Raw genomic sequence first — 23941 nt, forward strand, 5'->3', positions numbered from 1 at the left:
CTGCTCAACTCGCCTGCTCGAAGAACATCAGGTAGACCAGCCGCCCATTCTCCGGGCGGTCGCCGAAGGCCGGGCCAGCGGTATGCCAGAACCACGGGCGCAGGAGCACCAGCCGGTTGAAACGCATCGGGATGCGCATGGTCATCTCCCACTGGCTGTCGTCAATACTGTCGCGCTCGATGATGTCGCGATGCATGTCGCCGCCATTGGCGTAGCCCAGCGCGGCCAGCTCGTGGGCGTTCAGCGCCATGCGCTCGGTGTTGGTGCGGCGATGGCGGAAGAATTCGGTGCCGCCTTCGCAGTGCTCCGGAGCGCTGAGGTAGAGGATGCCGGACCAGTGCGAATGATCGGTGTGCACCTTGGCGCGACCGACATCGCTGGCCAGGGTCAGCCGGAACTTGCCGTGCGACTGCAGCGGATTGACCGGCCGCAGCGGCTCGTTGACCAGCCGCGATGCGGCCTCGGACAGGCCGTCCAGCTCCAGCCGTTCGAGCGAATTACGGCCGGGGAACGCGCCCTCCTGCGCCGGGTAGGTCAGGCCCAGGCCGGCCTGGCGCAGGCCGTGCGCATCGGCCGGAGAGAGGAAGTCGTCGACGACGATGAACGAGGTAGGCATGGTCGCCGAGCGTAGCGACGCGGCGCCATGGCGGCAACCGTGCAACAAAAAACCCCGCCTCGCGGCGGGGTTTTCCTTTGCATCGGGGAGACGCGCCGGCCAGGGCCGGCAACGTCCGACGCGGGCGTGGACCTTAGAAGTCCATGCCGCCCATGCCACCCATGCCGCCCATGCCACCGGCGCCACCCATGGCCGGCTCGTCCTTCTTCGGAGCTTCGGCAACCATGGCTTCGGTGGTGATCATCAGGCCAGCGATCGAAGCAGCGTTCTGCAGCGCCGAACGGGTCACCTTGGTCGGGTCCAGGATGCCGAACTGCAGCATGTCGCCGAACTCGCCGGTGGCGGCGTTGTAGCCGAAGCTGCCAGTGCCTTCCTTGACCTTGTTGATGATGACCGACGGCTCTTCACCGGCGTTGGCAACGATTTCGCGCAGCGGAGCTTCCATCGCGCGCAGGGCGATCTGGATGCCGTGGTTCTGGTCTTCGTTGGCACCCTTCAGGCCGGCCAGCGCGGTGACCGCACGGACCAGGGCAACGCCGCCGCCCGGGACCACGCCTTCTTCAACGGCTGCACGGGTCGCGTGCAGGGCGTCGTCGACGCGATCCTTCTTTTCCTTCATTTCGATTTCGGTCGAGGCACCGACCTTGATCACGGCAACGCCGCCGGCCAGCTTGGCCACGCGTTCCTGCAGCTTCTCGCGGTCGTAATCGGAGGAGGTGTCCTGGATCTGGGTCTTGATCTGGCCGACGCGTGCGTCGACGGCGACCTTGTCACCCACGCCATCGATGATGGTGGTGTTTTCCTTGGAAACCTGCACCTTCTTGGCGCGGCCCAGGTCCTTGATGGTGGCCTTTTCCAGCGACAGGCCAACTTCTTCGGAGATCACGGTGCCGCCGGTCAGCACGGCCATGTCTTCCAGCATCGCCTTGCGACGGTCGCCGAAGCCCGGTGCCTTGACGGCCACGACCTTGACGATGCCACGGATGGTGTTGACCACCAGGGTGGCCAGCGCTTCGCCTTCGACTTCTTCGGCAACGATCAGCAGCGGCTTGCCGGCCTTGGCGACGCCTTCCAGCACCGGCAGCAGGTCACGGACGTTGGAGATCTTCTTGTCGTGCAGCAGGATGAACGGGTCATCCAGGTCAGCGGTCTGCGACTGCTGGTTGTTGATGAAGTACGGGGACAGGTAGCCGCGGTCGAACTGCATGCCCTTGACCACGTCCAGCTCGTTGTCCAGGCCCGAGCCTTCCTCAACGGTGATCACGCCTTCCTTGCCGACTTCCTTCATCGCGTCGGCGATGATCTGGCCGATCGACTCGTCCGAGTTGGCCGAGATGGTACCGACCTGGGCAATCGCCTTGTCGTCGGCGGTCGGCTTGGAGATGCTCTTCAGCTCGGCAACAGCGGCCACGACGGCCTTGTCGATACCGCGCTTGAGGTCCATCGGGTTCATGCCGGCGGCAACAGCCTTGGCGCCTTCGCGGATCAGGGCCTGGGCCAGCACGGTGGCGGTGGTGGTGCCGTCGCCAGCGTCGTCGTTGGTGCGCGAAGCGACTTCCTTCACCATCTGCGCGCCCATGTTCTCGAACTTGTCAGCCAGTTCGATTTCCTTGGCGACGGAGACGCCGTCCTTGGTGATGGTCGGGGCGCCGAAGCTCTTTTCCAGCACGACGTTGCGGCCCTTCGGGCCCAGGGTGGCCTTGACGGCATTGGCGAGAACGTTGACGCCGCGCACCATGCGCGAACGGGCGTCTTCACCGAAACGAATATCCTTGGCAGCCATTGCAGTTACCTCATTGGTAGCGCCGGGCCATGCCCGGCGGCTGGGTGTTTGGAATCAGGGGATGAAGCAGGTCGCGCCGGGGCTCAGCCGATGATGGCGAGCACGTCGTCTTCGCGCAGGACCTTGTACTCGACGCCTTCGCTCTTGTACGAGCTGCCGGCGTACTGGCCGTAGATGACCTTGTCGCCAACCTTCAGCGACGGCGCGCGCACGTTGCCGTTGTCCAGCGGCTTGCCCGGGCCGACGGCCACGACTTCACCCTTGGTGGACTTTTCCTTGGCCGAATCCGGAATGACGATGCCACCGGCGGAGATTTCGTCGGCTTCGATCGGCTTGACCACAACGCGGTCGTGCAGCGGCTTGATGCTCATGAGAGACCTCTTAAGTTATTGATTGGTCTGAAAAAGTCTGGCGATGTTAGCACTCACCCCAGGTGACTGCCAGCATTGCTCGCGAAAAAGCCCGACGAATCGGGAGCAGGACAGAGATGGAGCTGCCCCCGGGCCTTTCAAGGCCGTCCCCGGAAAAAATTTCGGCGCGGCCAGGCCCGCACAGCGCGCCCCTGCATGAAGACGTTCAGCCCGGTGAAACGCATCCATTCGCTTCTCAGCGCCCTCGACTTTTGGTGATCCGCGTCGCACTGTCAGATATCTGACGTTCATTTACGACAAAGTGTCACTGGATCGGCCTTAGGCTCGGCCGCGCATTCCCAATCACAAGGAGTTGTCGATGCGATTGCTGTCCCCGCTTGCCGCCGCCTGCCTGCTGGCGCTGGCCGCCGCGCCGGCCCAGGCCGAGGTCTTCATCAACGAACTGCACTACGACGACAGCACCGCCGCCGGTGACGTCGGCGAAGCGATCGAGGTCGTAGCCACCGCCGGAGAGGACCTGTCCGGCTATCGGCTTTACCTCTACAACGGCAGCAATCCTTCGGCTGCCGCGGTCTACGCCAACAACCCGGTCCCGGCCGGCACCGCCGCAGGCTGCGGCAGCGCGACCATCGCCGTGGTCAACTACCCGACCAACGGCATCCAGAACGGCCCGAACGATGGCATCGCCCTGGTCGATGCCAGCGGCAAGGTGGTCCAGTTCCTCAGCTACGAGGGCGCCATCACCGCCTCCGGTGGCCCTGCCGCCGGCATGACCAGCCAGAACATTCCGGTGGCCGAGACCAACAGCACGGCCCCGGGCACCTCGCTGCAGCTGACCGGCAGCGGCAGCCAGTACGCGCACTTCACCTGGGCCGAGTCGGCCAGGCAGACCTTCGGCAGCTGCAACAACGGCCAGACCTTCAGCGGCGGCGGCACCCCGGGCCCGAACACGCCGCCGTCGGTGTCCACCACCACCCCGGCACAGGGCAGCAGCACCTTCCCGGCCGCGGCCGATCTGGAAGTGGTGTTCAGCGAGACGGTGAACCTGGCCAGTGGCGCCTTCGCGCTGAGCTGCGGCACCTCCGGCAGCGTGCCGCTGACCTTCCCGGCCAGCGGCCGCAGCGTGAAACTGTCCACCAACACTGCCCTGGTGGCCGGTGAAGCCTGCCGCTTCGACATCCGCGCCGCGCGCATCACCGACCTGCAGGGCGCGCATCCGGCGGCCGACAGCCGCATCGCGTTCACCGTGGCCAGCACCGGCGGCAATCCGGACCCGGGCAACCCGGGCGTGCCGGCCGGCTACTACTCCAAGGTGAACACCTCCAGCCCGAGCCAGCTGCGCTGCTCGCTGCACGCCACCATCAAGGGCCACACCGCCTACCCGTACAGCGGCTCGGGCACCAGCACCTGGACCATCCTGGAGATCGCCGACGAGGACCCGAACAACCCGAACCGCATCCTCGACGCGTATCGCAACCGCAGCTACGCCAAGGTGACCGATCGCGCCGGCAGCGGCAGTGGCCTGAAGTACAACCGCGAACATACCTGGCCGAACTCGCTGGGCTTTGCCAGCACCACCGGTGACAAGGGCCTGCCGTACGCGCCGTACACCGACACCCACATGCTGTACCTGACCGATGCACAGTGGAACGCCGACCGTGGCAACAAGCCGTTCGCCAAGTGCGACGCCAACTGCGGCGAGCGCGCCACCGAGGCCAACAACGGCCAGGGCGGCGGCAGCGGTGGCTATCCGGGCAATTCCAACTGGGTGCGCACGCCGGACGGCAACACCGGCACGTTCGAGGTGTGGGGCAAGCGCAAGGGCGACATGGCGCGTGCGGTGATGTACATGGCCATCCGCTACGAGGGCGGCAAGGATGCGGCCACCGGCCAGTCCGAGCCGGACCTGGAGCTGACCGACGACCGCAGCAAGATCGTCAAGACCAGCAGTTCGCCGGCCTACATGGGCCTGCTGTCCACGCTGATCGACTGGCACCTGTCCGACCCGCCGGATGATGCCGAACGTGCGCGCAATGACGTGATCTACAGCTTCCAGGGCAACCGCAACCCGTTCATCGACCACCCCGAGTGGGCGACCCCGGGCCTGTTCACCTCGGCCAAGCCGGCGACCTGCCAGCTGGCCAACTGACCGCGCAACGCAGCGGTCCACTGCCGCCGCCGGGCCCTGACCCGGCGGCGGCCCTATACTCGACGGCCATGTCGACCGTCGATCCCGTCCTGCTGCTGTTGACCACCTGCCCGGACCGGGCCAGTGCCGAGCGCGTCGCGCACGCGCTGGTCGGCGAGCGCCTGGCCGCGTGCGTGACCCGCCTCGATGGCGCACAGTCGACCTACCGCTGGCAGGGCGAGGTGACCACCGACGCCGAGCTGCAGCTGCTGGTGAAGACCACCGCAAGCCGCGTCGATGACGCGATTGCCCGGATCGTCGAACTGCATCCGTATGAACTCCCGGAGTGCATCGCGGTCGAAACCCGGGCCGGCCTGCCGGCGTATCTGGATTGGATCCGGGCACAGACCCGGGAGGACACTGATTGAAGACTCTGTTTGCGCGTGGCGCCGCCCTGTGCGCCCTGTTGTGGCTCTCGCTGCCAGCGTTCGCGCTGGATGAGAAGGACCTGCTGCCGGTGGACCAGGCGTTCGCGCTGACCGCCACCGCCCCCGAGCGCGGCCAGGTGCAACTGCAGTTCAAGATCGCCCCCGGCTACTACCTGTATCGCCACCGCACCAGCGTCAAGGCCGATCCGGCGTTCAATGCCGGCGCGCTGCAGATGCCCAAGGGCGACAAGCACCACGACGATTTCTTCGGCGAAGTCGAAACCTATCGCGAACGCCTGCAGGCCACCCTGCCCGGCACGCCGACCGACGCCGCCGGCACCATCAGCCTGGAAGTACGCTACCAGGGCTGCGCCGACGCCGGTGTCTGCTACCCGCCGCAGAAGCGCGTGGTGCAGGTCACCCTGCCCGGTGCCGGCGCACAGGCCGCGGCCCCTGCCGCGCGTGCCGGTGCCGCCAGCCCGTTCAACAATCCGCTGGCAGGTGCCGGCAACAGCGGCGGGCTGCGCCTGCCGGGTGCCGCCAGCAACAGCCAGGCGCTGCCGCTTCCGTCCGAGCAGGCGTTCGGCTTCGATGCCATCGCCAGCGACGGCAACACCCTGCTGCTGCGCTTCAGCCCGGCCCCGGGCTACTACCTGTATCGCGACCGCACCTCGCTGAAGCTGGAAGGCAGCACCGGCGTGCAGGCCGGCACGCCGCGCTGGCCGGCTGCGCAGTCGCATCGTGATGAACACTTCGGCGATGTATCGGTCTACTTCAACCAGGTGGAAGTACCGCTGCCGCTGCGCCGCTCCGTTGCCGACGCGGTTGACGGCACCCTGGTGGTGACCTTCCAGGGCTGCCAGACCGATGGCATCTGCTACCCGCCGATGACCCGCCGGGTGAAGCTGTCGATCCCGGCCGGCAAGGTCAGCGCCAGCGCCGACCAGGCGCCCCCGCGCAGCGAGGTGATCAGCCCGCTGGCCGGTGCACCGCGCGAAGCCGCCAACGGTGCACCGCTGCGCCTGCTGCCGACCGTGCCCAACACCGATGCGGCGGCAACCACTGCGGGTGACGTTGCCTCCGGCAATGAGTTCGCCGCCGATGCGCAGGGTGACAACGCACTGCGTACGCGCCCGCCGGCAACCACGCCGAACCCGGACCGCTCGTTCGTCTGGGTGCTGTTGTTGGCCTTGGCCGGTGGCCTGGTATTGAACCTGATGCCGTGCGTGCTGCCGATCCTGTCGCTGAAGGTGCTGAGCCTGGCGCAGAGCGGCGAGAGCCCGCAGCGCGCGCGCAGCCACGCGCTCTGGTACACGCTGGGCGTGCTGGTCGCCTTCGCGGTGATCGGCGCCTTGATGGTCGGTCTGCGCGCGATCGGCAACGCCGTCGGCATCGGCTTCCAGCTGCAGCATCCGGGCGTGGTGGCGGCACTGGCCTACATCATGTTCGCGGTGGGGCTGAGCCTGTCCGGTGTGTTCACCCTCGGCGGTGGCATCGGCAACCTTGGCCAGTCTCTGGCCAGCCGCAGCGGCCCGGCCGGTGACTTCTTCACCGGTGCGCTGGCCTGCGTGGTCGGCAGTGCCTGCGTCGGCCCGTTCATGGGTGGCGCGATTGCCTACGCCTTCATTGCCCCGCCGCTGAAAGCGATGACCGTCTTCCTGTTCCTCGGCCTGGGCCTGGCGCTACCGTTCCTGCTGATCGGCTTCGTGCCGGCGCTGGCGCGCCGCCTGCCCAAGCCGGGCCCGTGGATGGAAACGCTCAAGCACGTGCTGGCCTTCCCGATGTATGCCACCGCGCTGTGGCTGCTGTGGGTGCTGGGCAAGCAGCGTGGCGTGGACGGCATGGCGCTGGTGCTGGGTGGCCTGCTGCTGTTCGCCTTCGGCCTGTGGCTGTTCGAGCGCAACCGCTGGACCGGCTCGCGTGCAGTGACCCTGCTCGGCGTGCTGCTGGCGATCGGTGCATTGGTACCGGCCTGGGGCGTGACCCAGCTGGCACCGCCGGCACGCGCCGCACAGGCGGCCAGCGACAACGTGGTGGAATACTCGCCGCAGCTGCTGGACCGCCTGCGCGCCGACAACCGCGTGGTGTTCGTCAACATGACCGCCGACTGGTGCGTGAGCTGCAAGGCCAACGAACGCGCGGTGCTGTCACGCCCGGAGTTCAAGGACCTGCTCAAGCGCACCAACGCGGTGTACATGCGCGGTGACTACACCAACGTCGATCCGCAGATCACCACGTTCCTGGAAGAACACAAAGCCGTCGGCGTGCCGCTGTACGTGGTGTACGGCCCCGGTGCACCGCCGACCGTGCTGCCGACGCTGCTGACCCAGGCCGTGGTCGAGGAAGCGCTGCTGCGCACCGCACGATGAAGTGGCAACGGCCAGCGCTGCTGTGGACAGCGGTGCTGGCCGCCGGCCTTGGCCTGTGGGCCGGCCATCGATTGGCACCGGCGCCGGTGACGCCTGGGGCCGTGCCGGCGGCGCCTGCCGTTGCAGCTGCGGCGCCGGTCCTGCAGGTGGGCGACCGCCTGCCCGCGTTGTCGCTGCCCGATCTTGAAGGCCAACCGCTGGACCTGCGCCGGCGCTTCGCCGGCCGCCCGCTGCTGGTCAATGTCTGGGCCAGCTGGTGCGCACCCTGCGTGGAAGAAATGCCCGAACTGGCGCGTTTCGCGCATGTCCAGGGCGAGGACGGTGTGCAGGTGCTGGGTCTGGCACTGGATACCCCGGAAGACGTCCGCCGTTTCCTGCAGCAGGTGCCGGTGGATTACCCGATCGTGATCGAGACACCGGGCCCGCGCGACGCGAGCGTGCAGCTGGGCAACGCGCAGGGCCTGCTGCCCTACAGCGTGCTGTTCGATGCGCAGGGGCGGATGGTCAAGGCGAAGCTGGGGCCGTTCGCCCACGGCGAGATCGAACGCTGGGTGAAGTGAGGGTGTTTTTTGCAGGGCTTGCAGCCCTGCACCCGCTTCAGGCCAGAGCAACAGCCGAAGCAACAGCTACAGCGGGCTTTCCGTGGGATGGCGGGGCGATGTCGGAGTGCGGGGACGCTGCAAGTACGTCCCCGTAAGCTTGGCAGCCGCATCCATGCGGCTGACACCCCGCACTCCGACACCGCCCCACCTCTGACAGATTCCGATGGCTGTTGGTAGATGTCGACCTTGGTCGACACGGTAGATCCACGCCATGCGTGGATGGATCTCCATCGAAATCGAATATTCCGACAATTGAACGAAGAGCATCCACGCATGGCGTGGATCTACAGATCGCGGAGATCTGTCGAAGGCGGGGTGGGTCCGGTGGCGGGGGTGTCCGCGGCATGGATGCCGCGGCCAAGCCCCCAAGGACGGGTTTACGGCGTCCCCCGCCATCGGACCCACCCTGCCATCCCACGGAATGCACGCTGTTGCTGTTGCTGTTGCTGTTGCCCTAGCCTGAAGCGGGTGCCGGGCGCCGCCCGGCCGATACCCCCTGCTTGACCGCAGGCAGGGCGCCCCGGAGAATTCCGCGACTAATTCTCATTTGCTGTTGCGCAGGATGCGGGCGGCAGCCTTCCGGGCCCTCCTCCTCCGATGTTCAAGAACGTCCTGTTCCAACTGCACTGGCTGCTGGGCATCACTGCCGGTGCCGTCCTGGCCGTGATGGGCCTCAGCGGCGCCGTGCTGTCCTTCGAGGACGAACTGCTGCGTGCCGCCAACCCCGGCTTCGCCGAAATCGCCGAACACCACTCCGAAGGCCAGCATCCGCTGGCGCTCACTGAACTGGTGCCGCTGCTGCAGGCCGGCAGCGAGCGACCACTGCAACGCCTGCGCATCGATGCCACCGGACAGCGACCGTCAGTCGCACGGTTCGCCGGCGGCAAAGAGCACTGGGTGTACTTCGACCCGTACAGCGGCGAACGCTTCAGCGCGCTGCGCGGGCAGGCCTTCTTCGATTTCGTCGAAGACCTGCATCGCCACCTCGCTGCGGGCGAGCGCGGCAAATGGATCACCGGCAGCTGTGCCATCGCCCTGCTGTTCTTCACCCTGTCCGGCCTCTATCTGCGCTGGCCGCGGCGCTGGTGGCACTGGCGCAGCTGGTTGGCGGTGGAGTGGAAGCGCAGCGGCCGCGGGTTCCTGTGGAGCCTTCACTCGGTGGTTGGCACCTGGGTGCTGTTGATCTACCTGATGAGTGCGCTGACCGGCCTGTGGTGGTCGTTCGACTGGTACCGCAGCGCCGCCAACACCCTGCTGGGCGTCGCGCCGGCGGCCAAGCACAAGGTCGCCACCGACACGACGCTGGACCTGCGCCGCGTGGAAACCACCTTGTATGCGTTGCCCGGCGTGCGCACCGGTTTCATCGACCTGCGCCTGCCGGAAAAGCCCGGCCAGGTACTCAACGTGCGGGTGATGGCCGGTGATCCGTCTCAGCGCGGCGGCCACCATGACCGTGCACATGATCTGCTGCAACTGGATCCGGCCAGCGGGGCAATCCTCGATTCGCGCCTCTACGCGCGCCAGGGCACCGGCGGCCAGCTGGCCACCAGCGTGTTCGCGTTGCACTCGGGCAGCTACTTCGGCATACCCGGGCGCGTGGTGGTGATGCTCAGCAGCCTGGGCATGAGCCTGTTCTTCATCACCGGCTGGATGCTGTACCTGGACCGTCGCCGCAGCCAGCGCGCCGCGCGCGGGCTGCGCCAGTCGCTTCCGGTTGCCGCCGCCGATGATGGCCGCGCACCTTGGCTGGTCGTGCATGCCAGCCAGAGCGGGCTGGGCGAACAACTGGCCTGGCGTGCTGCCGCGCAACTGCAGGCCGCTGGCCATGCTGTGCAGGTACTGCCATTGGCCCGGGTCGATGCCACGCAGCTCGCGCGCACTGCGCAGGCCTTGTTCGTGCTGAGCACCTTTGGCGATGGCGAACCTCCGGATGCGGCGCGGGGCGCTGCGCGACGGCTGCTGGCACAAGCGCCCGATCTGTCGGGCCTGCAGTTCGGCCTGCTCGCCCTGGGTGACCGCCAGTACCCGCATTACTGCGGCTTTGGCCGCCAATTCGATGGCTGGCTGCTGGGCAACGGTGCACGTGCGCTGTTCGGGCGCATCGATGTCGATGCCGCTGCGGTACCGGCGCTGCGCCAGTGGCAGCAACAGCTGGGCGCGCTGACCGGCATCGCCACCGATGACAGCGTGCTGCCGGCCGCCACGCAGATGCACGAGTGGCGCCTGCTCGCCCGCGACCGCCTCAATCCAGGCAGCATCGGCGGTGCGATCTGGCGCATCCGTCTTGCGGCACCGGCCGAGGTGCAGTGGCAGGCGGGCGACATCCTGCATGTCGCGCCCCGCCACAACGCGCGGCACGCCGGTGCGGTACTGAAGGCACATGGGCTGGATCCCCTGCAGCCGCTGCTGATCGACGGCCAGCCGCGCACGCTGCTGGCGCTGGCCAGCGAGCGCGAGCTGCCCGATGCCGATGCTGCGCTGGCGGTGCAGGATGCGTGCCTGTGGCTGGCAGGGCTGTCACTGCTGCCGGGGCGGGAGTACTCCATCGCGTCCTGTACGGATGACGGTGCGGTCGAGCTGGTGGTACGGCTGGTCCATGACGAAGCCGGACGTACCGGCCTGGGCTCGGGCTGGCTGTCAGTGCATGCGCCGATAGGCGCCAGCATCGCCTCCCGCGTGCACCGCAATCCGGGTTTCCATCGAGTGACCGGTGCACCCATGGTATTGATCGGCAACGGCACCGGCATCGCCGGCCTGCGCAGCCTGCTGCGCGAAGCCGCCCATGCGGGAGAACATGGGCACTGGCTGCTGTTTGGTGAACGCCAGCGTGCGCACGATTTCCTGTTCGCCGACGAGATCGAGGCCTGGCAGGCCAACGGTCATCTTGTGCGGGTGGACCTGGCGTTCTCGCGCGATGGCGACGGCGGCTATGTACAGGATCGCCTGCGTGTGGCGGCCGATGCCCTGCGCGACTGGATGCAGCGTGGTGCCGTCATCCACGTGTGCGGTTCGCTGCAGGGCATGGCCGAAGGCGTGGACCGGGTGCTGCGTGAAGCGCTCGGTGATGAGGCGGTGGAAACACTGCTGGAGAGCGGGCGCTACCGTCGCGACGTGTATTGATTCCTGCCACCGCGCATTGGCGTGAGCCGAGCATGGGCTCGGCTCTACAGTGTTTCCCGGACCCGATGATGTAGAGCCGAGCCTGCACTCGGCTGATTCCCCGCCGGCCCACGGAACAGCACCGCCTAGGCCGCCGCGCGTGCCGCCCGCTGTTCCGGCTGCAGCCGGAACGCGCCCACCGCTTCGGCCAGCGTGTGTACCTGCGCCTGCATCTGCGCGGTGGAGGCACCGGCTTCTTCCACCAGGCTGGCGTTGCGCTGGGTGCTGGCTTCCATCTGCACGATGGTCTGGTTCACCTGCGCGATGCCGGCATGCTGGTCCTGCGATGCACTGCGGATACCGGCCAGCAGCTCGGCCAGCTGCTGCACGCTGCCAACGATCTCGCCCATGGTGGTGCCCGCCTGCTCGGCCTGCTGGTTGCCTTGCCCGACCCGCGCCACCGAATCCTCGATCAATCCCTTGATCTGCTTCGCCGCCTCGGCACTGCGCTGGGCCAGCAGGCGTACTTCTGCCGCCACCACGGCAAAGCTGCGGCCCTGCTCGCCCGCACGTGCCGCCTCCACGGCCGCGTTGAGCGCAAGGATGTTGGTCTGGAACGCGATGCCATCAATCAGCTGGGTGATATCGCCGATCCGGCGCGACGCCTCGCTGATGCCCTGCATGGTCGCCACCACCTGGCCCACCGCCTCACCACCGCGCTGTGCCACCGCAGCGGCACCCTTGACCAGCGCGTCCGCACGCCCTGCGGCATCCGCGTTGCGGCCGACGGTGTCGGTCAGCTCATGCATCGATGCGGCGGTCTCTTCCAGGTTGGCTGCCTGTTGTTCGGTGCGCTGCGACAGGTCGTGATGGCCGGCGACGATCTCGCCAACACCGGTATCGAGGCTGGCGGTAGCATGCTGGATGCGGGTGACGATGCGGCCCAGCTGCGCGACCGTCGCATTGGCATCGTCGCGCATGCGCGCGAACACCCCCTGCAGTTCACCCTCCATGCGCACGCTGAGGTCACCGCGGGCCAGCGCGGCAAGCAGTGCCTGCAGGTCGCCGAGATTGGTTTCAAAGGTCGCCAGCAGGCGATTGATGCTGGTCGACAGCGTGCGCACGAAGCCCTGCTTGCCCTCCAGCGCGATGCGCCCATGCAGGTCACCGTGAGCGGCGGCGTCGACCAGCGCGGCCACTTCGGTTTCCAACAGGGTTTCCAGCGCACGGCTGCGCCATTCCACCGCCACGCCAAGGAACTGGCCTTCGTCGATGATGGCGTTGGCAATCAGCTGGTAGCGCACCCCTGCATGGCCGATCTCGCGCTCCTCGCGCTGGCGCACGCTGACCAGGCTGCCCAGCGCTGGATGCAGGCGCACCGCGTCGCTGCCCACCAGCTCTTCGACCTGGCGCTCGAGCTGCAGCAGCAGTGCCGGGTTGGCGTAGGCAACCTGCCCTTCCGCATCGATCACCATCAGGCCGGTCTGCGCGCTGTCCAATGCCTGGCGCACGCGGGTGTTGCCGCGCGCCACCGCCCGCTCGGTCTCAATGCGCGCGCGCAGGCGCTGCTGCATGTCGACCAGGCGCTGGGCCAGCAGGCCGATCTCGTCGTTGGCGTTGTAGACGCGCAGGGTGGTGTCCAGGCGGTCGTCAGCGATGTCGCTGGCGAAACGCAGGGTGTCCTGGATCGGCTGGCGCACCGCGCGCAGGACCAGCACCAGGCTGGTGATCAATACACCGGCAACCAGCAGCAGCGTGAGTGCGAACAGCACGCTCATGGCGCGTGCGCCGGCCTGCTGGCGTGCCTGTGCACTGGCCAGCGCCGCGACCTGTGCCTGCTGGAATGCGGCCAGCGCCGGTGCCACGCCAGCGGCGGTTTCCAGCAGTGACTGTGCTTCCACATCCAGCCCGACACGCGCGGCGGTGTAGCCCAGCAACGCGACCTGGTAGCCCTCCATTCCGCTGCGCAGGGCGTCCTGCACATCGGCAGGCAGACCAGCCAGCGCCAGATCGAATGGCAGTTTTTCTTCGCTCGCACGATCGGCGTGCGTGGAATCACCATCGAGCAGCAACAGCGCCTCCTGACGGCGCATCTTCTGCAGGGACAGCGCCAGCGACGGCCGCTGCTGGGCGTCCACCTGGGTCTGCAGGGCATCGGCCGCCTGCTGCAGCTGCGCGGCAAGGCCAGCGTCGCCGCGACCCATTTCATCGACACGTTCGAACAGCGCCACCACACCCTGCGAGAACGCGTCAGCGGCCTCGGTCAGCGCCTGCAGGGCCTTGCGCCGGCTGGCATCCATCGGCATCGCACGCAGCGCCTGCAGATCGGCCTGCAGGGCTTTCTGGGTCACCAGCAACTGGTTGCGGTCGGCATCATCGAAACTGCGTGCATACTGGGTCTGCAGGCGGCGCGCTTCGGCCACCCGCGTGGCCAGGCTCGCAGCCAGATCGCTGCCGCGCTGGTAGCTGGCCTGGCTGCGTGCAGCCTGTGCGCTGGCGTGGCCGGTCCAGGCGTAGACGGCAGCGATCGCGACCAGGCCAAGCCCACAGACCCACAGGGTCGCCTTGAGCTTGTTGGCCACGCTGAGCCGATGCGGCTGCAGCCAGCGCAGCAGGCCGGGGGACGCCGAGCGCAACGTGCCAAGGCGCGCGCGCAGGGACCTGAGGTGGGGGACAACGGCCGACATGACAGACTCCAGGCGGAAGGACGCACCTGTATCGGCCGGATCTGACGCAACTTTAGGGATTTTTTTCGTTCGCCCACGCCGATCGCTGACGGACGCGGCCTTTGTACCGGGCACAGGCGACGGGGGGATGACATCGCCGCCGCGCTTGACCTCAACCCCGGTTGGGGGAGCACAGTGGACCTCCCTCCCCCGACCGGTGCCGCCATGACCACGCTCGATGTCCCCCGCTATCTGCAACGCCTGCAGCTGGATGCGCCACCACCGCTGACGCTGGACGGACTGACCCTGCTGCAGCAGCGCCACAACGCGCTGCTGCCATTCGAGACGCTCAGCTGCCTGCTGCGCGACGCGGTGCCGATCGACCTGGACAGCGTGCAGCGCAAGCTGCTCGACGAGCGCCGGGGTGGCTACTGCTTCGAACTCAATGGCGGACTGCTGGCCCTGCTGCAGGCACTGGGCTTCGATGCGCAGCCGCTGAGTGCGCGCGTCCTGCTGGCCGCACAGGACGGCGAGCTGACTGCACGGACCCACCTGCTGCTGCGCGTGCATGTGGAGGGCGATGATTGGCTGGTGGATGCCGGTTTCGGCAGCCTGACCCCGACCGTGCCGCTGTGCCTGCACGATGCGCAGCCGCAGGTCACGCCGCATGAGCGCTATCTGCTGCAGCGCCTGCCCGAGCAGGGCGACTTCGTGCTGTCAGCCGAATCCAGCGACGGCTGGCGGGCGATGTACCGCTTCGATCTGCAGGCACCTGCACCGATCGACAACGTGGTGGGCAACTGGTACGTATGCACCCACCCCGATTCCAGCTTTCCGGGCCAGCTGCGCGCCTCGCTGACCGGGCCCGACTGGCGCCGCACCATCGGCAGCGGCAACTACACCGAGTACCGCCCCGGGCAGGCGCCGGACAAGCGCCCGCTGCACGATGTCGGCGATGTCCGCGAGGTGCTGCAGCAGCGTTTCGGCATGCAACTGCCCGACGACCCGCGACTGGACCCGGCGATCAACGATTGGCTGCAGCGCTCGCGTGCCGCGACCCTGTAGAGCCGAGCCCATGCTCGGCTGAGCTTGGGCGGCTGGGCCAACAGCAGCCGAGCGTGGGCCCGGCTCTACAGAACTGCCCGGGCCTGCAGCGCGATGCGGTTGCCTTCACTGTCGCGGATCTCGGCCACGCGCCAGTCGCCGGCATCGGCCGGACCGAAGCGCAGTTCGGCACCTGCCTGCAGCGCGCGCGAGAGGCTGGCATCCAGATCATCCACGCCGATATAGATGCGCGCGCCCTGCTCGGAGGGCCGGTAGTCCGCACCTTGCACCAGCGCCATGCTGGCACCCTCCGCGTCATCCGAAAACGGCAGGTACGCCATCTGGCAGTCATGCAGCAGGATCGGCGCATCCACGTCCACCCGCAGCCATTGCTGGTAGAACGCGATGGCACGGGCCAGGTCACTGGCGGGGATTTCAACGTGCAGGATCGGGTTCATGCTTTTTCCTGGTGCCGGCAGCTCAGATGATGCGCAGGGTAATCGCCTTCAGCACCGCGCGGGTGCGGTCGCGGGTGCCGAGCTTGTCGAGGATGGCCGAGACATAGTTCTTCACCGTGCCCTCGGCCAGGAACAGGCTGCGCGCGATCTCCTTGTTGCTGTAGCCACCGGCCAGCAGGCGCAGGATCGCTACTTCGCGCTCACCGAAGGTATCGGTGGGCGGCGCTTCATCATGGAAGCGGTAGCGGGCGCGTACCGGCTCGGTGCTGACCGGCAGCAGCAGGGTCTCACCGGTGGCAACGCGCTCGATCGCCTCGCGCAGGTCGGCCGGTGCTGCGTCCTTGAGCAGGAATCCCTGCGCTCCTGCCTCGCTGGCGCGCAGCAGCAGATCACTTTCATCGAAGGTGGTCAGCAGCAGCAGCGGGGTGGCGTCACCGCGTGCACGCAGCTGGCGCAGCGCTTCGATGCCGTCCATCCCGGGCATGCGGATGTCACTGAGCACCACGTCCACCGGCTGGGTGGCCAGCGCATCCAGCAGCGCCTGGCCGTCTTCGGCCTCCAGCACCACCTCCACGCCCAGCCCCTGCAACAGCGCGCGCAGGCCGGCACGGACCAGCGCCTGGTCGTCGGCCAGGGCAACACGGATCGCGCCGCCGCTCATGCCGGCACCCACGCGGTCAGGTGCATGCCACCCTGTGCGGTGCGGGCCAGTTCCAGCTGGCCGCGCACTGCGGCCAGGCGCTCACGCATGCCGGCGATGCCGTTGCCCTCGCGGATGCGCTCGGCGCGCTGGCCGTCATCACGGATGTCGATACGCAACCGGGAATCCTCTTCGTTGATCGTCAGCCATACGGTGTCTGCGTTGCCATGCCGGGCGGCATTGGTCAGCGCTTCCTGTACCAGGCGCAGCACAGTCTCTGCCATCAGCGGGTCAGCCACGCGCACGCTCTCGCCGATCTGCAGCTGCAGCTTCGGGCGCGGGAACGGCGCGGCCAGCGCGTGCAGCGCAGTGGCCAGATCGAGGCCGCGATCATCGCGCATCGATTGCACCACCTGGCGGATGTCGGCCAGCAACTCGCCGGACAGCTGCTCGGCCAGCACCAGTCCTTCGCGCCCGGCCAGCACAGGGTCGGCCGCAAGGGCGCGCAGGTTCAAGCGCATCGCGGTGAGCTTGTGCCCGGCCACATCGTGCAGTTCGCGGGCCAGGCGCAGGCGCTCGGCATCGCGTGCACTGTCGGCCAGCAGTGCACGTGTCGCCAGAAGATCGGCATTGACGCGGGCCAGGTCATCGCGGGCCAACGCAGTGCTGCGCGCGTAGTGTGCGGTCAGTGCGGCAAATGCCTGGAAGCCGCCATACAGCAGCACCACCAGCAACGGCTGGGTGAAACCACTGTGGCGCAGCACGAGATACATGGCGAGGTTGGCCAGCAGTGCAACACCCAGCACGAAGCGCGGTGGCCAATGCTCGGCCAGCTGCGCCACCAGCACCACCAGCAGTACCGGCGCGGTTCCGGTGCGCGGCTGCAGGGCAACCAGTGTGATCGCCAGCACGGCCTGCAGCACCGCGGCCAGTGCACGCACGCGGATCGGCATTGCCGCCCATCCGTGCACCACGAACAGCAGCAGGAACGCGCCAAGCGACGCCTGGCTGAGGCCGGCACCGGCGCCCTGCACGCCGAATGACAGGCCCACCACCAGCACGGTGACCAGGCCGGCGAGGCTGAGGGGACGCAACAGGTGGCGGAACAGGCTGGGCATGACCTGATGCTGACGGCCGCGGCAGCAACCGGCAATGGGTCCAACGCAGAAAGTGACTTCTGGCACGTCGGATCGATGACCACTGGCCCTGAACCCACCAACGCGCCCCGCGCAGACTGGCTCCACACCGCAACACACCACCCACCTCCGGAGCCACCGCCATGATCCGCACCGCCCTGCTCAGCACCGCCCTGACTGCCCTGGCCCTGGCCAGTGGTGCCCACGCTGCCGATCTGGCAGTGACCGTACACGATGTCCGCGTGCAGACCGGCACCCTGCGCGTTGCACTGGTCGACAGCGCTGCCGCCTGGGACGGCAAGGCCAAGCCGGTGCAGGCGCAGCAGGTGACGCCCAGCGGCGACAGCGCCCACTTCACATTCAAGAACCTGCCGGCCGGCCGTTATGCCGTACTGCTCACCCACGACGAGAACGACAACGGCAAGCTCGACACCAACCTGGTCGGCATGCCGGTGGAAGGCTATGGCTTCAGCAACAACCCGCAGGTGATGCGCAAGCCGACCTTCGACGAGGCACGCGTCGACGTGCCGGCTGCCGGCGCTGCCATCGACATCACCCTGCGCTGATTCCTGCATCCAGACCCGAGGCCACCATGGACCGTCGCCGCTTCCTCCGTACCCTGCTCAGCAGTAGCGCCTGCCTGGCCCTGGGCACCACCGCACTGCGCAGCGCGCCCGCCTTCGCCGGTGACCCGGCCCGTTTCGCGCAGGGCCTGCAGGAGCACCCGTGGCTGCTGGGCTGGCGCGGCGTCACCAGCGAGAGCCTCGGCCCGGCCACCGTGCAGCTGCAGGGCCGGCTGCCGGCCGGCCTCGCCGGAACGCTGTACCGCAATGGCCCGGCCTGGACCGAGCGCGATGGCTTCCGCTACGACCACTGGTTCGACGGCGACGGCATGGTGCATGGCTGGCGCTTCAACGGCGATGGCAGCCTGACCCACCACGGCCGCATGGTGGCCACGCCGAAGTTCAGCCGTGAAAAGAAGGCCGGCCGCTTCCAGTACCCGGCGGCCGGCACAAGCGTCCCCGGTGCCCTGGCGGTGCGCAACAACGATGACGCCAACGTGGCCAACACCTCGGTGACGATGATCAATGGCCGGCTGTTCGCGCTGTGCGAGTCCGGCTCGGCGTTCGAAGTGGACCCCGATTCGCTGCAGACCCTCGGGCCGGTCACCTGGCGCCCGGATCTGGCCGCGCTACCGTTCTCCGCGCATCCGCTGCCGGACCGCGATGGCAGCGTGTGGAACTTCGGTTCGATCAGCCTGATGGGAGGCCACGGCCTGCTGGTCTGGCACATCGGCAAGGACGGCCAGCTGCGCGGTGCCAATGTGATTGAAACGCCGGAACATGGCTACCTGCATGCCTTTGCGATGACCGAGCAGCACCTGGTGTTCGTGCTGATGCCGTTCGACTTCAGCGGCACCGGCGGCAGCTTCTTCGAGCGCATGCAGTTCGCACCGCAGCGCCCCGCGCGCATCGCAGTGGTCGCCAAGGATGCGCCGGACAAGGCGCAATGGTTCCAGGCACCATTCGCGGCGATCTATCACTTCGGCGATGCCTTCAACCGCGACGGCGGCATCGTGCTGCGCGCGGTGCGCCACGACGACATCAGCGAAGCGCGCTCGCCAATGAAGGAAGCGATGGCCGGGGACGGCGCGCACGCTGCGAACAGTGGCGCCAGCCTGGTCGAGTTGCACCTGGACCTGCGCCGCGGACAGGCTCGCTGGGAAACCCTGGGCATCAGCGCGGTGGAGTTCCCGCTGTTCGATCCGCGTTCGGCCAACACCCGGGGGGCGCGCCTGTACGCGCCGACCATCGATGGCCCGGCCACGGCGCCGTACTTCAACGCAGTGGCTGCATTCGATATCGAGCGCGGGCGTCGCCAGCTGTGGCACTACGGGCCGGACATCATGGCCGAGGAGCACGTCTTCGTACCGCGCCCGGGCAGCCGCAACGCCGACGACGGCTGGTTGATCGGCACCCTGCTCGATCCGGTGAACAAGCGCAGCGGCCTGGCGGTGCTGGATGCGCGCCACCTGGACGACGGCCCGCTGGCACAGGCATGGCTGCCCTACGCGGTGCCGCTGGGCTTCCACGGCACGTTCGCCGCGCGCGGCTGATTCCACGCCGCGCGGACACCGGCGCTGGCATGCTGGGGCTCCCCTTCCTGCGGAGCCCTGCATGTCCCTGGCCGACCATCGAAGTGCGCTGGCACCACAGGGCTTCCTGCGCGTGGCGATCAACCTCGGTAATCCCGTGCTGGCACAGGGCGATGCACGCTCACCGCGCGGGCCGTCGCTGGAACTGGCCACCGCATTGGCGCAGCGCTTGGGCGTGCAGGCCCGCTTCACCTGCCACGACGCAGCGGCCTCGGTGGTTACTGCGGCCGCCGAAGATGCCTGGGACCTGGCCTTCCTGGCGATCGATCCCGCGCGCGCCGACCGCATCGCCTTCAGCGCGCCCTATGTGGAAATCGAAGGCACTTATCTGGTGCGCGAGGACAGCCCGGCGCAGCAGGTGGGCGATCTTGACCGCGACGGCCTGCGCATCGCGGTCGGCCGTGGCGCAGCCTACGACCTGTTCCTGAGCCGGGAGCTTCGCCACGCCACGATCGAGCGTGCGGACACGTCTGCGGCGGCGATCGACCTGTTCGACCAGCAGCACCTGGATGCGGCCGCCGGCGTGCGCCAGCCATTGGCGGCTTGGGCGCAGGCGCATCCCGGCCATCGCGTGCTGCCCGATCGCTTCACCGCCATCCAGCAGGCGGTGGCCGCACCGGCCTCGCGACCCGCCGATGCGCTGCGGGCGCTGTTCGAGGAAGTGGATGCGATCAAGGCCGGACCGTTGCTGGGCGAAGCGTTCGCCCGTGCCGGGCAGGCGGTCACGCTGGTGCGGTGACTGTAGCGTCGAGCCATGCTCGACTGCTTCTTCGAAAGACCAGTCGAGCATGGCGCGACGCTACAGATGCGCGTCTGCCATGTGCCGCACATGCTCGGCGGCCTGCGCGTGCAGCCAGTCGCGGAAAGCAAGGAAGCCGCGATGGCGGGCCGAGCGCTGCGGGTACACCAGCCAGTGCGGCCAGTCGGTCTTCAGGCGCTGGCTGGACAGCGCGACCAGCTGGCCGGAGTCCAGCAGCAGGCGCGCACGGGTGACCCGCCCAAGCGCCACGCCCACCCCGTCCAGTGCGGCCCTGTGGTGTGCCTCCGAATCATCCAGCACCGCCACGAAGCGCGACGGCGGCCTCTGCCCACTCAACGCAAACCAAGCCCCCCACGCCCCGTCCGGGTCACCGAGCAGCGGCCATTGGTCCAGCGGTACGCGGTCGATACCGCCCATGCGCTCGATCAACGCGGGGCTGGCCATCGGCAACAGCCACTCGTCGAACAGCGGCTCCACCACCAGCCCCGGCCAGTTTCCGGTGCCCAGCCGCAGTGCCGCGTCGAACTGCCGCTGGCGCTCGAAGTCGACCAGGCGTTCACTGGATTGCAGGTTGATCTCGATCTGCGGGTGCGCGGCGACGAAATGCCCCAAGCGCGGCACCAGCCAGGCCGAGGCCATCGACGGCACCGCGCTGATCGTCAGTACGTGCTCGGCGCGCGCCGCATAGGGTTGGAACGCCTCGTTGATCGCATCCAGGTGCGGGCCAACCTGGTCGAGCAGGCGCTGCCCCTCCAGAGTGAGGGTGACACCACGTGCCTGCCGGATCAGCAACGGCTGCCCGAGGCGCTCCTCCAGCTGGCGCATCTGATGGCTCAGCGCACTGACGGTGAGGTTCATCGACGCAGCTGCGCGCGACAGGTTGCCGAGGCGGGCAGCAGCCACGAAGCCCTGCAGTGCGTGGAGGGGCGGACGGGACATCAGACTTGAATCCTTCTCAAGGCCACCTTGCGGAAATGTCGCTTTTTGCCACCCCATGCTGCCCGTATCGTGCAATCCACTCAAGTGGAGGCACGCTCATGAACATCTTCGGCGGCTTGTTGTTCCTGCACGGCCACGTGGCCAGCGCCGAGCTGGCGCGCCAGCTGGCCAGCCCTTCCCCGACGCCGTCGCTCAGCGGCACCCCTGGTAGTGCCGGCCGCTGGGCGACAATCTCGCCGGCCAAGCATCCCGCAGCTGCCGGCCAGCGGCCGGCACGACCCTAGCGTTGCAGCGCTTGCTGCACGGCCGACGCGACATCGGTGTTGTCGATGTAGCTGCCGTCGTTCCAGCGCACATGCTGGCGGTAGCCGGCATCGACGCCCCGCACGCGCTGGCCCAGCAGCTCCGACCCCGCGCCCTTGGCCCACAACGGCACCAGCGCGTTGGAGTGGTTACCGGTGGGACGGAAGCTGATTCCCGGCATGCGTCCACGGCCGTTGTTGCGTACCGGCTGGAAGGCCACGGTCTGCGCGTCCGGGCCCATCGGCATGCTGTTGTCGTGGTCGGTGGTGACGATCAGCAGGTTGTGTTCCCAGCCGCCGTTGCGTTCGACCCAGTCGATCACCGCCGCCACCGCGTCGTTGAACTCCACGGTTTCCTCGATCAGGCGGCCGTACTGCGGCTGGTCAGTGCATTGGCCGTAGTGCCATTCGGTACCGCAGGCACTGGTATGGGCAGCCCAGTCGGTGGCACCGCCTTCCACCATCAGGAACAGGCCGCGGGAGGAACGCTGCTGCAGGAACTGCAGCGCGCCACGGGTCATCGTCGCCAGGTCAGGCACGCTGTCGATCTTCCGCACGCCGGAAGGGGTGCTCGCGTCCTTGCCCAGCACCTGCAGCTGGCGTGCCTGCTGCAGCGTATTGGCCACACGCGGCACGCCGATCAACGGACGATCAGCCGGCAGCCGGCCCTGCGCCAGTGCGGCGAACTCCTCCTTGCTGCGGATCAGGCGCCACGGGCCAGCCGGGTTTGCGCCGATCGTGCTGCCCGCTTCCAGCTGCCGCCAATCCTGCTGCGACACCCATTCCCACGGATTCGCGCAGCCCTCGGCCTTCGCGGCACCCCTGCCCTCGTCGCAGGCGTGGCCATCGACGCTGTACCCCGGGCCACCGGTGCCCATCACCAGGTCCATGTGACCCTGCGACAGCATCTGGTGGGCGATGGCGTGGTAGTTGTTACGCGATGCGTTCTGCGCCGCAAACGCAGCGGGCGTGGCGTGCGCGAACGGCACCGAGGTGACCACGCCGGTGGCCATGCCCAGGCGCTTGGCGCGCAGCGTGTTGAATTCAACAGCGTTGCCATCGTTGTCCACATTGATGGCGTTGTTGTAGGTCTTGATGCCCGAAGACAGCGCCGTGCCTGCTGCGGCGCTGTCGGTCGCCACCGCGGCCAGGTACTGGTAGCCGGCGAACGGCAGGTCCTGCGCCGGCACCGGCTCGGTATCCCAGGCCTTGCCCGCGTCGTAGCCGAGGGTCTGCGCGTTGTCGCCGGTCGGCTGGCTGCTGGCGTTCAACGGGAACGTGGTGACCGCCAGGCGCTGCGGGAAATCCGCATAGGGGGCGCCTTCGCGGCTGCCGTACTGCCAGTAGGCAGCGGCATCCCAGGTACCCCAACCCGCGCCGTCATTGATCATCACGATCACGTTGTACGGACGGACGTCACCGGAAGGAACGGCCTCGGCACGCAGAGCGGGCTGGCAGCCGCCAAGCCCGGCCAGCGCAAGCAGCAGCGAGGAATGGAGCCAGCGGCGTGGCGTACGTGCAGTCATTGAACAGTCCCCAGGCCATGGGCGGCCGAAATTACGGTACGTTATATCGTTTCAATATTGCAGCTTCATGCAGCCGCCGCGGACTATCCTGCATGCCTCCTTCGCCATCGCCGCATGCATGCCGTCTCCCACCTCCGCGCGCGACCCGCTCTCGTCCATCACCCTCGATGCGGCAACCCTCACGGTGATCCACCAGCACAACGCCGACATCGCACGACAGCCGGCGTCGCTGACCAAGCTGATGACCGCCTACGCGGCCTATGCATGCGTCGGGGAGTACGGCCACTCGTGGGACGAAACGATCACCATCGCTGACGACGATGTGCATGCCGTGGCCGACGACGAAACGCGCATGGGGCTTGTCCCCGGAGAGACCGTCACCCTGGGGCGTCTGCTGGAAGGCCTGATGATCGTCTCCGGCAATGACGCGGCACTGGCCATGGCACGCCATCTGGGCGGATCGCAGCCTGCATTCCTGGAACGCATGAACCAGCACGCGCGCCAGCTGGGCCTTCGCAGCACGTGGTTCGCCAGCGTGTCCGGCATCACCACGCCGCATCATGCGTCCAGTGCGCGTGACATGGCGGTGCTGGCCGCCTGCCTGCTGAACGATCATCCGCAGATCCTGGCGATCACCGCGCAGCGCGCGTTTGAACATGGCAGCTTCAGCCGCAACAACCAGAACGCCCTGCTGGGCGATGACGGCGTGGATGGATTGAAGACCGGCTATACCCGGGCTGCAGGCTTCTGCCTGGCGGCGACCGCGTGCCGGCCGGTACCCGGGCGTGCGCAGCCTGTGCGGCTGATCACCGTGACCCTGGGTTCTGAAAGCCGCGAGGCACGCGATGCACGGGTACGTGAGTTGTTGGCCGACGGTTTCGCTGCGCTGGCCGGCACCGCCATCGATGCCTGAGGCCGA

20 protein-coding genes are annotated in these 23941 nt (G+C 67.9%); 11 read left to right on the plus strand and 9 right to left on the minus strand.

Translation table 11 applies throughout. The annotated features are described in order from the left end of the window. Positions 1–4: 4 nt before the first annotated feature. The 3 genes from QP552_RS18685 to QP552_RS18695 form a co-directional block, all read right to left on the minus strand. Complete coding sequence (locus QP552_RS18685) at positions 5–616, minus strand: DUF6445 family protein (RefSeq protein ID WP_111113006.1); 612 nt, start codon at positions 614–616, stop codon at positions 5–7. Positions 617–749: 133 nt separating this feature from the next. Next, positions 750–2399, minus strand: coding sequence for a chaperonin GroEL (gene groL, locus QP552_RS18690; RefSeq protein WP_111113005.1), 1650 nt, complete (start codon positions 2397–2399; stop codon positions 750–752). Between the two features lie 83 nt (positions 2400–2482). Next, positions 2483–2770 (minus strand): co-chaperone GroES, encoded by a 288-nt coding sequence (locus QP552_RS18695; RefSeq protein WP_019338944.1) that lies wholly within the window; start codon positions 2768–2770, stop codon positions 2483–2485. A gap of 358 nt (positions 2771–3128) precedes the next feature. On the opposite strand from QP552_RS18695, the gene QP552_RS18700 reads away from it, so the two are divergent. The 5 genes from QP552_RS18700 (at position 3129) to QP552_RS18720 (ending at position 11417) form a co-directional block, all read left to right on the plus strand. Continuing rightward, positions 3129–4919, plus strand: coding sequence for an endonuclease (locus tag QP552_RS18700; protein WP_106548921.1), 1791 nt, complete (start codon positions 3129–3131; stop codon positions 4917–4919). Positions 4920–4987: 68 nt separating this feature from the next. Further along, on the plus strand, positions 4988–5326 hold the full coding sequence (gene cutA, locus QP552_RS18705; RefSeq protein ID WP_286074333.1) for a divalent-cation tolerance protein CutA: 339 nt from the start codon (positions 4988–4990) through the stop codon (positions 5324–5326). Continuing rightward, positions 5323–7695 (plus strand): protein-disulfide reductase DsbD, encoded by a 2373-nt coding sequence (locus tag QP552_RS18710; protein ID WP_111113003.1) that lies wholly within the window; start codon positions 5323–5325, stop codon positions 7693–7695. Before cutA ends, QP552_RS18710 begins: the two co-directional genes overlap by 4 nt. After that, entirely contained in the window at positions 7692–8255 is a 564-nt protein-coding gene (locus QP552_RS18715; RefSeq protein WP_286074334.1) for a TlpA disulfide reductase family protein, read from the plus strand. Before QP552_RS18710 ends, QP552_RS18715 begins: the two co-directional genes overlap by 4 nt. Before the next feature lie 639 nt (positions 8256–8894). Next, positions 8895–11417, plus strand: coding sequence for a sulfite reductase flavoprotein subunit alpha (locus QP552_RS18720; protein WP_286074335.1), 2523 nt, complete (start codon positions 8895–8897; stop codon positions 11415–11417). Positions 11418–11542: 125 nt separating this feature from the next. On the opposite strand, the gene QP552_RS18725 is transcribed toward QP552_RS18720, so the two are convergent. After that, positions 11543–14083 (minus strand): methyl-accepting chemotaxis protein, encoded by a 2541-nt coding sequence (locus QP552_RS18725; protein WP_286074337.1) that lies wholly within the window; start codon positions 14081–14083, stop codon positions 11543–11545. Positions 14084–14287: 204 nt separating this feature from the next. On the opposite strand from QP552_RS18725, the gene QP552_RS18730 reads away from it, so the two are divergent. Continuing rightward, positions 14288–15127 (plus strand): arylamine N-acetyltransferase, encoded by an 840-nt coding sequence (locus QP552_RS18730; RefSeq protein ID WP_111112998.1) that lies wholly within the window; start codon positions 14288–14290, stop codon positions 15125–15127. Between the two features lie 65 nt (positions 15128–15192). Here QP552_RS18730 and QP552_RS18735 read toward each other — a convergent pair whose 3' ends face one another. The 3 genes from QP552_RS18735 to QP552_RS18745 are packed head-to-tail and all read right to left on the minus strand — an operon-like array spanning position 15193 to position 17322. Beyond that, a complete protein-coding gene (locus tag QP552_RS18735; RefSeq protein WP_286074339.1) occupies positions 15193–15564 on the minus strand; it encodes a VOC family protein in 372 nt (123 codons plus the stop codon). 22 nt (positions 15565–15586) lie between these two features. Next, on the minus strand, positions 15587–16225 hold the full coding sequence (locus QP552_RS18740; RefSeq protein ID WP_049429006.1) for a response regulator transcription factor: 639 nt from the start codon (positions 16223–16225) through the stop codon (positions 15587–15589). After that, the gene (locus QP552_RS18745; RefSeq protein WP_286074340.1) at positions 16222–17322 is read right to left on the minus strand and encodes a histidine kinase; all 1101 of its coding nucleotides are present in this window, start codon (positions 17320–17322) and stop codon (positions 16222–16224) included. Before QP552_RS18745 ends, QP552_RS18740 begins: the two co-directional genes overlap by 4 nt. A gap of 161 nt (positions 17323–17483) precedes the next feature. On the opposite strand from QP552_RS18745, the gene QP552_RS18750 reads away from it, so the two are divergent. From QP552_RS18750 to QP552_RS18760, 3 genes are all read left to right on the plus strand, one after another. Continuing rightward, positions 17484–17906, plus strand: a complete 423-nt coding sequence (locus QP552_RS18750) for a DUF2141 domain-containing protein (RefSeq protein WP_286074341.1) — start codon at positions 17484–17486, stop codon at positions 17904–17906. A 26-nt stretch (positions 17907–17932) separates the two neighbouring features. Next, the gene (locus tag QP552_RS18755) at positions 17933–19456 is read left to right on the plus strand and encodes a carotenoid oxygenase family protein (RefSeq protein WP_286074342.1); all 1524 of its coding nucleotides are present in this window, start codon (positions 17933–17935) and stop codon (positions 19454–19456) included. Between the two features lie 61 nt (positions 19457–19517). Further along, on the plus strand, positions 19518–20234 hold the full coding sequence (locus tag QP552_RS18760) for an ABC transporter substrate-binding protein (protein ID WP_286074343.1): 717 nt from the start codon (positions 19518–19520) through the stop codon (positions 20232–20234). 60 nt (positions 20235–20294) lie between these two features. Here QP552_RS18760 and QP552_RS18765 read toward each other — a convergent pair whose 3' ends face one another. Continuing rightward, positions 20295–21194: a LysR substrate-binding domain-containing protein gene (locus QP552_RS18765; protein ID WP_286074344.1), complete on the minus strand. Its 900-nt coding sequence runs from the start codon at positions 21192–21194 to the stop codon at positions 20295–20297. Positions 21195–21292: 98 nt separating this feature from the next. Between QP552_RS18765 and QP552_RS18770 the strand changes: the two genes are divergently transcribed. After that, positions 21293–21478 carry a hypothetical protein gene (locus tag QP552_RS18770; protein WP_286074345.1) on the plus strand — a complete coding sequence of 62 codons (186 nt, stop codon included), beginning with the start codon at positions 21293–21295 and terminating at the stop codon, positions 21476–21478. On the opposite strand, the gene QP552_RS18775 is transcribed toward QP552_RS18770, so the two are convergent. Beyond that, positions 21475–23022: an alkaline phosphatase gene (locus QP552_RS18775; RefSeq protein ID WP_286074346.1), complete on the minus strand. Its 1548-nt coding sequence runs from the start codon at positions 23020–23022 to the stop codon at positions 21475–21477. The genes QP552_RS18770 and QP552_RS18775 overlap by 4 nt on opposite strands. Positions 23023–23140: 118 nt before the next feature. Between QP552_RS18775 and QP552_RS18780 the strand changes: the two genes are divergently transcribed. After that, positions 23141–23935 carry a D-alanyl-D-alanine carboxypeptidase family protein gene (locus QP552_RS18780; RefSeq protein ID WP_286074347.1) on the plus strand — a complete coding sequence of 265 codons (795 nt, stop codon included), beginning with the start codon at positions 23141–23143 and terminating at the stop codon, positions 23933–23935. Positions 23936–23941 lie beyond the last annotated feature (6 nt).

This window comes from Stenotrophomonas sp. 59, from assembly GCF_030291095.1.
Classification (GTDB): Bacteria; Pseudomonadota; Gammaproteobacteria; order Xanthomonadales; family Xanthomonadaceae; genus Stenotrophomonas; species Stenotrophomonas maltophilia_Q.

Coding starts and splice junctions, on each gene's coding strand:
- QP552_RS18685 (WP_111113006.1), bottom strand. CDS start 616: ATGCCTACCTCGTTCATCGTCGTCGACGACTTCCTCTCTCCGGCCGAT.
- groL (WP_111113005.1), bottom strand. CDS start 2,399: ATGGCTGCCAAGGATATTCGTTTCGGTGAAGACGCCCGTTCGCGCATG.
- QP552_RS18695 (WP_019338944.1), bottom strand. CDS start 2,770: ATGAGCATCAAGCCGCTGCACGACCGCGTTGTGGTCAAGCCGATCGAA.
- QP552_RS18700 (WP_106548921.1), top strand. CDS start 3,129: ATGCGATTGCTGTCCCCGCTTGCCGCCGCCTGCCTGCTGGCGCTGGCC.
- cutA (WP_286074333.1), top strand. CDS start 4,988: ATGTCGACCGTCGATCCCGTCCTGCTGCTGTTGACCACCTGCCCGGAC.
- QP552_RS18715 (WP_286074334.1), top strand. CDS start 7,692: ATGAAGTGGCAACGGCCAGCGCTGCTGTGGACAGCGGTGCTGGCCGCC.
- QP552_RS18720 (WP_286074335.1), top strand. CDS start 8,895: ATGTTCAAGAACGTCCTGTTCCAACTGCACTGGCTGCTGGGCATCACT.
- QP552_RS18725 (WP_286074337.1), bottom strand. CDS start 14,083: ATGTCGGCCGTTGTCCCCCACCTCAGGTCCCTGCGCGCGCGCCTTGGC.
- QP552_RS18730 (WP_111112998.1), top strand. CDS start 14,288: ATGACCACGCTCGATGTCCCCCGCTATCTGCAACGCCTGCAGCTGGAT.
- QP552_RS18735 (WP_286074339.1), bottom strand. CDS start 15,564: ATGAACCCGATCCTGCACGTTGAAATCCCCGCCAGTGACCTGGCCCGT.
- QP552_RS18740 (WP_049429006.1), bottom strand. CDS start 16,225: ATGAGCGGCGGCGCGATCCGTGTTGCCCTGGCCGACGACCAGGCGCTG.
- QP552_RS18745 (WP_286074340.1), bottom strand. CDS start 17,322: ATGCCCAGCCTGTTCCGCCACCTGTTGCGTCCCCTCAGCCTCGCCGGC.
- QP552_RS18750 (WP_286074341.1), top strand. CDS start 17,484: ATGATCCGCACCGCCCTGCTCAGCACCGCCCTGACTGCCCTGGCCCTG.
- QP552_RS18755 (WP_286074342.1), top strand. CDS start 17,933: ATGGACCGTCGCCGCTTCCTCCGTACCCTGCTCAGCAGTAGCGCCTGC.
- QP552_RS18760 (WP_286074343.1), top strand. CDS start 19,518: ATGTCCCTGGCCGACCATCGAAGTGCGCTGGCACCACAGGGCTTCCTG.
- QP552_RS18765 (WP_286074344.1), bottom strand. CDS start 21,194: ATGTCCCGTCCGCCCCTCCACGCACTGCAGGGCTTCGTGGCTGCTGCC.
- QP552_RS18770 (WP_286074345.1), top strand. CDS start 21,293: ATGAACATCTTCGGCGGCTTGTTGTTCCTGCACGGCCACGTGGCCAGC.
- QP552_RS18775 (WP_286074346.1), bottom strand. CDS start 23,022: ATGACTGCACGTACGCCACGCCGCTGGCTCCATTCCTCGCTGCTGCTT.
- QP552_RS18780 (WP_286074347.1), top strand. CDS start 23,141: ATGCCGTCTCCCACCTCCGCGCGCGACCCGCTCTCGTCCATCACCCTC.